Origin of the sequence: Streptomyces sp. 8N706 (genome assembly GCF_052245415.1) — a bacterium.
Taxonomy (GTDB): Bacteria; Actinomycetota; Actinomycetes; order Streptomycetales; family Streptomycetaceae; genus Streptomyces.
In genome coordinates, this window is the sequence record NZ_JBQQBW010000004.1 from 130,848 (window position 1) to 143,148 (window position 12,301).

General features: G+C 70.5%; 11 protein-coding genes, 1 tRNA gene and 1 pseudogene. 8 read left to right on the plus strand and 5 right to left on the minus strand.

The window, feature by feature from the left end; translation table 11 throughout:
• Nucleotides 1-112: 112 nt before the first annotated feature.
• On the minus strand, nucleotides 113-1,306 hold the full coding sequence (menC, locus tag ACTWQE_RS03275; protein ID WP_443327255.1) for an o-succinylbenzoate synthase: 1,194 nt from the start codon (nucleotides 1,304-1,306) through the stop codon (nucleotides 113-115).
• A complete protein-coding gene (locus ACTWQE_RS03280) occupies nucleotides 1,303-2,346 on the minus strand; it encodes a chorismate synthase (RefSeq protein ID WP_443327256.1) in 1,044 nt (347 codons plus the stop codon). Before ACTWQE_RS03280 ends, menC begins: the two co-directional genes overlap by 4 nt.
• 127 nt (nucleotides 2,347-2,473) lie before the next feature.
• Between ACTWQE_RS03280 and ACTWQE_RS03285 the strand changes: the two genes are divergently transcribed.
• Nucleotides 2,474-4,165, plus strand: a complete 1,692-nt coding sequence (locus tag ACTWQE_RS03285; RefSeq protein ID WP_443327257.1) for a helix-turn-helix domain-containing protein — start codon at nucleotides 2,474-2,476, stop codon at nucleotides 4,163-4,165.
• A gap of 92 nt (nucleotides 4,166-4,257) precedes the next feature.
• On the opposite strand, the gene dapE is transcribed toward ACTWQE_RS03285, so the two are convergent.
• A complete protein-coding gene (dapE, locus tag ACTWQE_RS03290; RefSeq protein WP_443327258.1) occupies nucleotides 4,258-5,319 on the minus strand; it encodes a succinyl-diaminopimelate desuccinylase in 1,062 nt (353 codons plus the stop codon).
• A 17-nt stretch (nucleotides 5,320-5,336) separates the two neighbouring features.
• Nucleotides 5,337-6,062, minus strand: a pseudogene (locus ACTWQE_RS03295) (amino acid permease); the annotation flags it as partial.
• A 268-nt stretch (nucleotides 6,063-6,330) separates the two neighbouring features.
• Between ACTWQE_RS03295 and ACTWQE_RS03300 the strand changes: the two are divergent.
• From ACTWQE_RS03300 to ACTWQE_RS03325, 6 genes are all read left to right on the plus strand, one after another.
• Complete coding sequence (locus tag ACTWQE_RS03300; protein WP_443327259.1) at nucleotides 6,331-6,600, plus strand: winged helix-turn-helix domain-containing protein; 270 nt, start codon at nucleotides 6,331-6,333, stop codon at nucleotides 6,598-6,600.
• Nucleotides 6,601-6,740: 140 nt separating this feature from the next.
• Entirely contained in the window at nucleotides 6,741-7,178 is a 438-nt protein-coding gene (locus ACTWQE_RS03305; RefSeq protein ID WP_443327260.1) for an NfeD family protein, read from the plus strand.
• Between the two features lie 29 nt (nucleotides 7,179-7,207).
• Entirely contained in the window at nucleotides 7,208-8,311 is a 1,104-nt protein-coding gene (locus ACTWQE_RS03310) for an SPFH domain-containing protein (protein WP_443327261.1), read from the plus strand.
• Between the two features lie 20 nt (nucleotides 8,312-8,331).
• Nucleotides 8,332-9,078 (plus strand): DUF427 domain-containing protein, encoded by a 747-nt coding sequence (locus ACTWQE_RS03315; RefSeq protein ID WP_443327262.1) that lies wholly within the window; start codon nucleotides 8,332-8,334, stop codon nucleotides 9,076-9,078.
• Nucleotides 9,033-9,620 carry a redoxin domain-containing protein gene (locus ACTWQE_RS03320; RefSeq protein WP_443327263.1) on the plus strand — a complete coding sequence of 196 codons (588 nt, stop codon included), beginning with the start codon at nucleotides 9,033-9,035 and terminating at the stop codon, nucleotides 9,618-9,620. The genes ACTWQE_RS03315 and ACTWQE_RS03320 overlap by 46 nt, the downstream gene beginning before the upstream one ends.
• A 6-nt stretch (nucleotides 9,621-9,626) precedes the next feature.
• The gene (locus ACTWQE_RS03325; RefSeq protein WP_443327264.1) at nucleotides 9,627-10,520 is read left to right on the plus strand and encodes a cytochrome c biogenesis CcdA family protein; all 894 of its coding nucleotides are present in this window, start codon (nucleotides 9,627-9,629) and stop codon (nucleotides 10,518-10,520) included.
• Nucleotides 10,521-10,710: 190 nt separating this feature from the next.
• Here ACTWQE_RS03325 and ACTWQE_RS03330 read toward each other — a convergent pair.
• Nucleotides 10,711-10,783: transfer RNA gene (locus ACTWQE_RS03330), tRNA-Thr, on the minus strand.
• 199 nt (nucleotides 10,784-10,982) lie between these two features.
• Here ACTWQE_RS03330 and ACTWQE_RS03335 point away from each other — a divergent pair.
• Entirely contained in the window at nucleotides 10,983-12,119 is a 1,137-nt protein-coding gene (locus ACTWQE_RS03335) for an ABC transporter ATP-binding protein (protein WP_443327265.1), read from the plus strand.
• Nucleotides 12,120-12,301: the final 182 nt, after the last annotated feature.

A 12,301-nucleotide genomic window follows, 5' to 3' on the forward strand; every position in this document is an offset into this window, starting at 1 on the left:
GGTGGGCATCGACGTCCGACCCGCCCAGGTCGATCTCCTCTCTCCCCCCACCGCGGTTGATCACGAGGAGACCGTTCGGATCGATGATCGGGCTCCGGCTTCCTCCGGTCGGTCACTCAAGCATCCGCTCGTGGAGCAAGGCACGCCAGCCGTTCGGAACCGGAACTGCTCCGGCCTGGGTTGCCTCCAGGCTCCTCCGTCCCGCGTACAACTCCTGAGTCGCCGTCGTAAACCGGGCAAGCGCGTCCGGCAGCGGGGCGATGCCGATGCCCGGGGCGGTGGGTACGGGCAGGTGGCCGTCCTGGAGGACGAACGGTTCGGTGATGTCCTCGGCGAAGTACCGGCTGGAGGCGGAGGTGTCGCCGGGGAGGGTGCAGCCCGGGAGGGCGGCGAGCGCCAGGTTGGGGGCGCGGCCAATGCCCGTCTCCAGCATTCCGCCGCACCACACGGGCACGCCGTGGGCGGTGGCCACGTCGTGGATGCGACGGGCTTCCGGATAGCCGCCGACGCGGGCCGGTTTGACGTTGATGACCCGGCAGGCGTCCATCGCGATCGCGGACGCCGCGTCGCGCGCGGAGTGGATCGACTCGTCGAGGCAGACCGGGGTGGCCAGACGCTTCTGGAGCTGGGCGTGGGCGTGGAGGTTGTTCTCCTCCAGCGGCTCCTCGATCAGCAGCAGCCCGAAGTCGTCGAGCTTACGCAGGTGCTCGGCGTCGGCGAGCGTGTAGGCGGTGTTGGCGTCGACCTGGAGCGGGAGTTCGTCGCCGAAGCGTTCGCGTACGGCGCGCACCGGCTCGACGTCCCAGCCCGGCTCGATCTTCAGCTTGATGCGGATGTAGCCCTCGGCGAGGTACTGCTCGACGTCGTCGAGCAGTTCGGGCACGGAGTTCTTGATGCCGACCGAGACCCCGGCGGGCACCCGTTCGTGGACCGAGCCGAGAAAGGTCGCGAGTGACATCCCGTAGGCGCGCAGCTCGGCGTCCAGGAGGGCGGTTTCAAGGGCGGCCTTGGCGAGTTCGTGGCCCTTGACGGAGGTCATGGCGGGGGCGACGGCTGCGGTCGTCGGCTCGGGCAGGGCGGCGACGCGCGGCAGCAGGAAGTCCCGGATGATGATCTCGGCGCCGGCGACGAACTCCGAGCAGTACAGCGGCTCCGGGTCGGCAGCGAACTCCGACCAGCCTTCGGCCTCGTCGGTCACCACATGCAGCAGGAAGGTGTCCTTGCTGGTCATCGTCCCGAAGGAGGTACGGAACGGGGTGATGAGCGGGATGGCGACGTGGAGCAGTTCGACGCGTTCGAGCTTCATTCCTGCTCCTCGGAAGCGGATTCGGAGGGGATCTTGGAAGTGGCCTGGGAAGAGGTCTCGACGGTGGTCCCGGCGCTCGTCCGCACCGTCGGGAGGTCGGGGGACGGGCGGGTCAGCAGGTACCAGCCGTCGCGGGACATGGCCGTCGCGCGCAGGCCCTCGGCGTACGCCTCGGTGAAGACCTCGCGCACGGCGTGCCGCCAGTCGAGCGCGAGCGCCGGGTCGGTGGCGCGGAGCGCGACGATGTCCTCGGGCACGCGGCACCACAGCCTGTCCGCGTCGCGCAGGTCGAGCGGGCCGCCGTCCGGTGCGCGGCGGACGGCGTCGGCGGCCGAGCGGCCCTCGGCGGGGTCGTCCGTCCGCGTGGTCCCCGTCACCAGGTCCCACGCGACGGTCAGCCGGTCGCTCTCGTCGCCGTTGTTCACGCCGTCGCTCATCGGTCCGTAGAAGTCGACCAGGTACTCGCTGCCGACGGCGCCCAGCTTGACCAGGTTGAAGCGGGCATTACGGCTGACCAGCGGGTCGAAGGTCCAGCGCATGGTGGTGGCGCCCCGCTCCAGCGCCCACAGCCGCTGCGCCTGCTTGACCGCGAAGCCGACGCCCCGGCCGGACGCGGTCGCCGCCGCCACGAACGAGTACACGTCCCGCTCGGCGGGTGGCCCGAATACCGCCACCGCCGCCCCGGCGAGCCGTTCGCCCGACGGCCCGGCGCAGTACGCCGCGTGCACCGCGCCACCGGCGTGCACCAGGCTGTGCAGCACCTCCGAGGGGTAGGGCGGGGTGACGCGCGGCGTCTGCCACACATCGGCGAAGAAGTCGGCCACGGCACTGATGCCGACCACGTCGTGCACGGTACGGACCGTGACCCCGGCGGCACGGGCCGCGGCGTCGGCGACGCCCTCCCAGGCGATGTGGGCTGCTTCCCCGCCGATGTGGGCTGCATCCGCGGCGTTACGGGCCACGTCGCCGGCGAGGGCGCCCGCGTTCGGCGTACCGGCCGCCGCCCCGGACCCGGCGGCGGAGATCGTCACAGGTGTCATGTCTTGAGTCTCCCGGGCCACAGCTCGTCGGCCATTGTCGTCGGGCACAATGAAAGCCCGCGCCCCTGTTGTGATCGGCCAAGGCCCTGAGCGATCACTGTCCGATAAAAACGCCAATCGTCCCCACGTGACCGTCACCCACCGGAGAGCCCGACCGCCCATGGACGCCTGCACCCTCGAGGAACTTCTCGACACCCTCGGCGATCCCATGCTCCGCGTGCTCACCGCCCCGGCCGGCCTCACCACACCCGTCTCCGAGGTCCTGCTGTACGACGCCGGGGCCCCGTTTCCGCGCAGTGCGCCCGGCGCCCTGCTGCTGACGGTCGGGGCGCGAGCGGGTGAGGTCGGGCCGCTGGCAGGCGATGCTGCGGAGGCCGGGATGGCCGGACTCGTCGTACGGGACAGGGACGGGCAGCCCGACACGGTGGCGGCCGCGAAGGCCCACGGCCTCGCGCTGCTCGCCGTCGACGAGGACGCCGCCTGGCATCACGTCCATCTGCTGCTGGCCTCCGCGATCGGCTCCCGGCCCGGCCCGGAGGGCAGCGGGGCAGCCTTCGGCGACCTGTTCGCGCTCGCCAACGCGGTGGCCACGGCCGTGGGCGGCGCGACCGTCATCGAGGACGTCCGCCAGCGGATCCTGGCCTACTCCACGGTCCCCGGGCAGGTCGTCGACGAGGCCCGGCGGCAGGGCATCCTGGGCCGCCAGGTGCCGAGCAGCCCCGAGAACACCGAGCAGTACCGCGTCCTGTTCGCCGCCCCCGGACCCGTACGCCTCGCCGCACTCGACGGCGACGAGCTGCCGCGGCTCGCCGTCGCGATCCGCGCGGGCGGCGAGACGCTGGGGTCGGTGTGGGTCGTCGACGACGGGCACGTCGGCCCCGATGCCGAGGGCGCGCTCACCCAGGGTGCGTCCACGGCCGCCCTGCTCCTGCTGCGGGCACGGGCGAGCGAGGAACTGTCCCGGCATCTGACGAGCGACCTGCTGCGCCGTCTCCTCGACGGCACCGCCGATCCCGCCGGGGCCGAGCACCGCCTCGGCCTCGCCGCCGGCACCCCAGTCCGTGTCGCGGCCTTCGCCCTCGACGGCGCGGTGTCCGCACCCGACGGGGAACAGACCGCGCTGCGGCTGCTCGACCTCGTACGGCTCCAGTGCGAGGCGCGGTACGGGCGGCACGCGTGCGTGCTGGTGGACGGGAGTGTGTACGCGCTGCTGCCGGTGGCCGGTGCGGGGGTAGCCCCTGCTCATGGGGGTACCCCCGCTCGAGCGAAGCCGAGGGTGGGGGAGGAGCCGAGAGCTTGGGGGAGCGGTGGGGAGCGGCACAAGCGCCTCGCCGAGGACATCGCGCGGCGCGCGGGTAAGGCTCTGCGGGTGCCGGTGCGGGCCGGGCTGGGCGACGTGGTCCCGGACCTGGCGGCCGTGCGCGGCTCACGGGACGACGCCGACCTCGTCCTGCGGGTGCTCGGCCCGGACGAGGACGTCGCTGCTGTGACCGAGATACGCGCCCGTGTCACCCTGCTCCGGCTGCGTGAACTCATCGGCGAGGAGCGGGCGTTGACGGCGGGTGCTTGGCGTGAGGTCCTGGCGTACGACACCGAGCACGGCACCGACTACGCCAGAACCCTGGTGTGCTGGCTGGACGCCGGATGCGACATGGCGCGGGCGGCGAAGCTGCTCGCCGTGCACCCCAACACCTGCCGGTACCGCCTCAGGCAGGCGCAGCAGCACCTCGGCATCGATCTGGACGACCCGGACGAGCGGTTGGTGCTGTGGCTGCAGCTGCGGACGCTCGGGGGCCTGCGGGGCTCCGACCGGGCCTGACCCGCGGCAGGTCGCGGGTGGGGTTCACCGGTCGGCGTGACGGTCGGCACCATCCGGCCCCACCGGCCCGGGGCAACGCGTCCCCGTGGGGTTCAGCCGCTCAGCCAGGCCGCGAGCCGAGCCTCGCACTCCCGCAGCTGCCCGACGGGCACGTACTCCCCGGCGGTGTGCGCGAGCGTCGGGTCACCCGGGCCGTAGTTGAGCGCGGGCGTGCCGAGCGCGGCGAAGCGGGCGACGTCGGTCCAGCCCAGCTTGGGGCGGGGGGTCGCACCCAGGACCTCGACGAGCGAGGCGACCGGGCCCTGTCCGAGCCCCGGCAGGGCTCCCGGCACGACCTCGGTGACCTCGACCTCGTCCTGGGGGAAGAGCCCGCGCAGATACGCCTCGGCCTGCCCGGCCGAACGGCTCGGCGCGAAGCGCAGGTTGACCGTGATCACGCAGGTGTCGGGGACGACGTTCTCGGCGATGCCCGCGCGGACAGCGACCGCGTTCAGCCCTTCGCGGTACTCCAGGCCGTCGATGACGATCCGCTCGGCGGTGTGGTCGTCGAGGCGCTGGAGCACGGCGGCCGCTCGGTGCGCGGCGTTGACGCCCATCCAGGAGCGGGCGGTGTGCGCGCGCTCGCCGCGCACCGTGATGTCCGCGTTCAGGACACCCTGGCATCCCGCCTCGACGCCCGCGTCGGACGGCTCCATGAGGATCGCGAGGTCCGCCTTGAGCAGGTCGGGACGTTCGGCGGCGATACGGTTCAGGCCGTTGCGGTCGCCGGAGACCTCCTCGCACTCGTAGAAGACATACGTGACGTCACGTACCGGTGCGGTGACGGTGGCCGCGAGGCGCAGGGCGACGGCGACGCCGCCCTTCATGTCGCACGCGCCGAGCCCGTGGAGCAGCTCTCCATCCAGCCGGGAAGGCAGGTTCCCGGCGGCCGGGACGGTGTCCAGGTGGCCGCCGATGACCACCCGCTCGGCGCGGCCGGAGTCGGTGCGGGCCACGACGGAATTGCCGATGCGTTCGACCGTCAGATGCGCACACGCGCGCAGGGCGGACTCCACGGCGGCGGCGAGGACGGACTCGTCACCGCTCTCGGACGGGATGTCCACGAGGGCCCGGGTGAGGTCCACCAGGTCGGCGGTCGGGTTCAGCGAGGTCATGCGGCGGTCTCCTCCTGCGAGGCGGCGCCCGCGCTCACACCCGCCATGCCGAGCGGGAACAGCGGCTGGAAGTTCCCGGCGCGGAACGCGGTGAAGGCGACGGCGCAGATCATCACCAGGGCGGCCACCTTCACCGTCACCATGATCGTGTCGGCGACGGCGCTCTCGCGGGCCCCGCGCAGCAGCACCACCATGGCGAGGACGACGATCGCGACCGCCGGAACGTTCAGCACGCCGCCCGCGCCCGGCGGGGCGGCCGGCGACTCGGGCAGCGTCCAGCCGACGGTGAGCTCCAGCAGCTCGTTCACGTACTGGCCCCAGCCGACCGCGACGGCGGCGACCGAGACGCCGTATTCCAGCACCAGACACCAGCCGCAGACCCACGCGACCAGCACGCCGAGCGTGGCGTAGGCATAGCTGTACGAGGATCCGGCGCCCGGGGTCATGCCCGCCAGCTCGGCGTAGGACAGGGCGGGGAACAGTGCGGTGATCCCGGCGAGCACGAAAGAGACCACGACGGCGGGGCCGGCCTCGGGCACCGCCTGGCTGAGGACGACGAAGATCCCTGTGCCGAGGGTCGCGCCCACGCTGAGCAGCGTGAGCTGTGTCAGCCCCATCGTCCGACGCAGCTCACCACCACGGGCCTCGGCAACCAGATCGGCGACGTCCCGCCGCCGCGTCAACCTGCTCGCAGCCCCGACCTCACCCGCGGGTCTCCGCGGGCTCGTCCGCACAGTGTCCACGCGTCCACTCCTCTCACAGCTCCCACTCCGGCCCTTGATGATGCGGAACAGGCGGCGGGGAGAGGCGTGCGTATTGGCCAAGATGGTGAGGGACACTTTGGCTTTCTGGCCAATGCCGGAGGTGGGTCCCGCGAGAACCTCCAGACAGTCAGGGCCCCGGAGCCGCTAGCGTCGGGCTGCCCGATGCCCGGCAGCCCTGACGGGGAGTCGCCGCCGCGGGCCACGGAGTGTAAGCGCGGTCACCGCCGGGTCGGCGGCACGGGCGGCGGTGGGGTTGGGGCACGGTCCGGCAGCGCACGGCTGCGGGGATCAAGGGTGGACGCTGGTGCGGATCGCGGTGCTGGTGGGGCGGGGCTTTCCTGTCCGCTTCAGCCAGCCGCAGTTGAGCCGGGCCCGGCGGCAGACGGACTTCTCTGTGCAGGTGGCGGTGCACCGGACGGCCGAGCGGGACGACAAGCAGGCGGCCCGGCCGGCGGAGGGCGCCGACCAGCACCGGCAACGCGGGTCGGACTTCCTGGTCGCCGTCCAGGCGTCCTGATCGCAGACCACGCGGGTTCCGGCAGCTTCCTCGTCTCGTCCGATGGGATGCGCTCCGTTGAACCAGGCCGGACAAGTCTGCATCCGTCCCGGTTCCGGGGGGTAAGTCGGTGGATAAGTCCCCTGAGGGAGGCTGAACCGATGCCGTGGTTCGTATGGCTGCTCGCCGCCGCGGCGCTTGGTGTCGCGGAGTTCTTCACCCTGACGCTGGTCTTCGGGTTGCTGGCCGGTGCTGCATTGGTTGCCGCTGTAGTCGCTGGTGCGGGCATCGGCCTTCTCGGCCAGCTCGTGGCGCTCGGAGTGGCAGCGGCAGCGGGTCTCGCCATCCTCCGTCCTCTCGCGCTGCGGCATACGGCACAGTCACCCCTCACACGCGAGGGCAGCGATGCGCTGATCGGCAAGCGGGCCGAGGTCATGCAGGAGGTCACCGCGACCCGCGGCCTGGTCAAGGTATCCGGCGAGGAATGGTCCGCTCGCGCTCTCGACGAAAGCCAGGTGATCCCGGTGGGAGCACTGGTGGATGTCATGGAGATCGAGGGCGCTACAGCCGTCGTCTACCCCCGCGAACTCCTTCCATGAACGGCTGAACACATAGCAAGGGAGGAAGTGTGGATCCGGTTGTCATCCCGATTCTTGTGGCAGCGATTGTTGTTGTGTTCCTCGTGGCCGCCACTGTGCGGATCGTTCCGCAGGCGCGCCGCTACAACATCGAGCGGTTCGGCCGGTATCGGCGGACGCTGCAACCCGGCCTGAACTTCGTCCTGCCGGTGGCGGACCGCGTCAACACCAAACTCGACGTGCGCGAGCAGGTGTATTCGTCCGACCCCAAGCCGGTGATCACCGAGGACAACCTCGTGGTGAACATCGATACCGTGCTCTACTACCAGATCACCGACCCGCGGGCGGCGGCCTACGAGGTCGCTGACTACCTGCAGGCGATCGATCAGCTCACCGTGACCACGCTGCGGAACGTCATCGGCAGCATGGACCTGGAGCAGACGCTCACCTCACGTGAGGAGATCAACACCCGGCTCCGCACCGTCCTCGACGACGCCACCGGCAAGTGGGGCATCCGGGTCAACCGCGTCGAGATCAAGGCCATCGATCCACCGAACACCATCAAAGAGGCGATGGAGAAGCAGATGCGGGCCGAGCGTGACAAGCGCGCGGCCATCCTGCACGCCGAAGGGGAGCGGCAAGCCAAGATCCTTACCGCGGAGGGAACGAAGCAGAAGGACATCCTGGAAGCACAGGGCACGCAACAAGCCATGATCTTGCGGGCGGACGGCGAGGCAAAGGCGGTGGAGCGCGTCTTCCAGGCCGTCCACCGCAACAATGCCGACCCGAAGATCCTGGCCTACAAGTACCTCGAAACGCTTCCACACTTGGCGAAGAGCGACAACAACACGTTCTGGGTGATCCCGGGGGAGCTGACCGAGGCAGTGCGCGCCGTCACCAGCGCGTTCGGCGATCAGTCAACGATGGGTCTTCCCGAATCTGGGCAACCGGAGGGAACAACCACTACCGACGGCGCGTCTGACGAAGGCGGGACTGCGGAGCTCGAGGCAGGCTCGACGCTTTCGCTCGATGCCGCCGCGGCTGCTGATGAGGTCGCGAAGCAGGCCGCCGCCGCAGTGAGCGACGCCAAGGCCGAGGCCGAGGCCGCGAGGGCGTCCCAGGTGCCGGGCCGGGGGCAGACGTCCGGCGATTGAGCCACGGCCATGCTGCCTGTATGGAACGGCACGGTGATCGGGAGGCCCCGCGCACGGTGATCGTCGAGGGTAGCCACCACTTCCCGCCCGAATCGCTGCACCGCGAGTACTTCACCGAGAGCCGCTCACGGTCGTTGTGCTTCTGGAAGGGGCTCGCCCGGTACTACTCCGTCACCCTCGACGGGCGGGCCAACCCGAATGCGGCAGCTGGTTCGTGCTCCTCCAGGAACGCACTCCTGCTCCTCTACGCCGGGCTACTGATACGCACAGCTCGCAGGGCCACTGTCGCCGATACGGGGACAGCCGGCGCTCACGGCTCGGGCCACCGGCAGGGCAGAGACACCGAGGTGAGGGACGGCTGCCCGAGCGACTGCGGGCTGTGCCCGGAGCACAAGCAGCACGCGTGCCCGGGGATCATCGAGGTCAACACTGGCTGCAACCTGGACTGCCCGATCTGCTTCGCCGACTCCGGCCACCAGCCGGACGGCTACTCCGTCACGCACGAGCAGTGCGAGCGGATGCGCTGCACCAAGGTGCTGCGCGACTACGCCGACCACGGCCTGCTCCGCCTCGCCCGAGGCCGCTCGCATCACCGTCCTGGACCCCGAACGGCTCAAGGACGCCGCGGGCTGACGTCACCGAACCGTAAGCCCGCCACCATCCACGAGGTTGGGGTGGTGGATCTACAGTCACCCCCATCCCGAGCACACAGGAGTCCTCCATGCGCGCCCGCACCGTCCTCCCAGCCGCCCTCGCCGCCGCCCTGATCACCCTCACGGGATGCGGCCCCGGCAGTGGCTCCGACGACGCGGCGGAGGGCGCATCCGCCTCGAACGCGTCGTCCCCGGCGCAGCCGCCCGCCTCCTCCGACACCGGCGACAGCAGAGCCACCGGGGACCCGGATCCGCAGGCGCTTCAGTTCACAGCAACCACGGTGGACGGCAAGCCCTTCGACGCCAAGACCCTGGTGGGCAAGCCGACCGTGCTGTGGTTCTGGGCGCCCTGGTGTCCCAAGTGCAAGGCCCAGGCATCCGAGACCGCGAAGGTCGCCGCCGACTACGCGGGCAAGGCCAACGTCGTCGGCGTCGCCGGCCTGGACAAGAACGCCGCCATGAAAGACTTCGTCGCCGACACCGGCACCTCAGCCTTCCCCCATCTCTCCGACGAGCAAGGCGAGGTCTGGAAGCGGTTCAAGGTCACCGAACAGAGCCGCTACGTCATCCTCGACAAGGACGGCAAGACCGTCTACGAAGGCGTACTCCCCGCCGGCCAGGGACTTGCCGAAAAGCTCGCCGGACTCACCGGCTGAACGACCATGTCCGACCTGCCCCTCGCCCTCGCCCTCACCGCGGGCATGCTCGCCGCCGTCAACCCGTGCGGCTTCGCCCTGCTCCCCGCCTACCTCTCCCTGCTCGTGCTCGGCGACGACGCCCCCACCCGCACCGTCGCCATCAGCCGGGCCCTGACCGCGACCGTCGCGATGACCGTCGGCTTCGCCGCCCTCTTCGGCATATTCGGCCTCGCGATCCAGCCCGTCGCCGGACAGGTCCAGGAACACCTGCCCTGGTTCACCATCGCCTTCGGACTCGTCATGGCCGCCGTCGGCGCCTGGCTCCTGGCCGGCCGCCAACTGCCCGCCTTTGCCCCGAAAGTCCGCCGGGCCCCGGCTGTCACTCGCTCTATCCTCTCGATGGCACTGTTCGGCATGGCGTACGCCACAGCGTCCCTCGGCTGCACCATCGCCCCGTTCCTCGCCATCGTCGTCTCCGCCTTCCGTTCCGGCTCCACCGGCGAGGGCGTCACCCTGTTCGCGGTCTACGCCGCCGGGATGGGACTGATCGTCGGCGCCGCTTCCTTGACCGTCGCCCTCACCCGCACCACCGCCGTCACCCGGCTGCGCCGCGTCGGCGCCATCGCACCCCGCCTCGGCGGCGGACTCCTCTTCCTCGTCGGCGCCTACGTCGCCTACTACGGCTGGAACGAAATCCGCGTCCAACGAGACCCCAACACCCAGGACCCCGTCATCAACGCGGCCGGAGCCGTCCAGCGCGCGATCGCCAACACGCTGGACACGATCGGCCCTGCAGTCATCACCGCATTCTTCGCGGGCCTGCTCGTCACAGGAGTGATCATCCGCAGGCGCCGCGCCCGCCGCCGCGGCTCAGCCGCTGCTTCCCCGCCCGCACCGCATGCATCGTCGCCCGGGTAAGGGGCCGTGTTCGCGCCGAGCACGCTGACCACACCCGAGGTGCTCAGCGACGACCCCGGGGAGACGGCCGCCTGACGGCATGTTCCCAGGGCGTTCCCATCCGACACGAATAGGCCCTCCGTGATCTTCACGGAGGGCCTTTGCCGCATGAACTTGGCGCCTGACCAGGTGTTTCTCTGTTCAGACACAGAGCCGACTGTCGGGTTCGAACCGACGACCTTCGCTTTACAAGAGCGGTGCTCTACCAGCTGAGCTAAGTCGGCGCCGCGCGCGCATCGACTGCGCGCGAAGGCTGCTCCACTCTACACAGACCGCCCTGCCTCCGGCATCAGGCAATCCGGGGCCCTCCGGCTACTGACAAACCGCGGCCCGCCGGGTAGCGTCCAGGCAGCCCACCATCAGTGGACTACACCTTTACTCGGATCGTCCGGCACGTTCCTGCCGGTGAAGGGACCTATCACCATGGCTACGGTCACATACGACCAGGCGACCCGGATCTATCCGGGCACCGACAAGCCCGCCGTCGACAAGCTCGACATCCAGATCGAGGACGGCGAGTTCCTCGTCCTCGTCGGCCCGTCCGGCTGCGGCAAGTCCACCTCCCTGCGGATGCTCGCGGGCCTCGAGGACGTCAACGACGGCGCGATCCGCATCGGTGACCGCGATGTCACCCACCTCCCGCCCAAGGACCGGGACATCGCCATGGTGTTCCAGAACTACGCGCTCTACCCGCATATGACCGTCGCCGACAACATGGGCTTCGCGCTCAAGATCGCCGGTGTCAACAAGAGCGAGATCCGGCAGAAGGTCGAGGACGCGGCGAAGATCCTCGACCTCACCGAGTACCTCGGCCGCAAGCCCAAGGCCCTCTCCGGCGGCCAGCGCCAGCGGGTCGCGATGGGCCGGGCGATCGTCCGTGAGCCGCAGGTCTTCCTCATGGACGAGCCGCTCTCCAACCTCGACGCCAAGCTGCGCGTCCAGACCCGTACCCAGATCGCCGGGCTGCAGCGCCGCCTCGGCATCACCACGGTGTACGTCACCCACGACCAGGTCGAGGCCATGACCATGGGCGACCGGGTCGCGGTCCTCAAGGACGGCCTGCTCCAGCAGATCGACTCGCCGCGCAACATGTACGACCGCCCGGCCAACCTCTTCGTCGCGGGCTTCATCGGCTCCCCCGCCATGAACCTCGTCGAGGTGCCGATCACCGACGGCGGTGTGAAGTTCGGCAACAGTGTCGTCCCGGTCTCCCGCGAGGCCCTGAGCGCCGCCGCCGACAAGGGCGACCGCACCGTCACCGTCGGCGTCCGCCCCGAGCACTTCGATGTGGTGGAGCAGAACGGCGCCGCCGCCAAGTCCCTGTCCAAGGAGACCGCGGACGCCCCGGCCGGGCTCGCCATAACGGTCAACGTCGTCGAGGAGCTCGGGGCCGACGGCTACGTCTACGGCACCGCCGAGGTCGGCGGCGACCGGAAGGACCTGGTCGTCCGTGTCAACGGCCGCCAGGTCCCGGAGAAGGGCTCGGTGGTCCACGTCGTACCGCGCCCGGGCGAGCTCCACGTCTTCTCGACCTCCTCCGGCGAGCGCCTCAGCGACTGACGGCCCCCGCTCGGCGCCGTACGCCTCCGGGGTGTACGGCGCCGACGCGCGCCGGCGGGGAGAGATCCGCACAGATCCGGCGTTTTGCCCTTCCACGTCAACGCGTTGAAGGGACCTGCCCGGCAATTCATCACTCGAGTGGGTGACTAAATGTCGCCAAATCATCACTCCTCGCTACGATC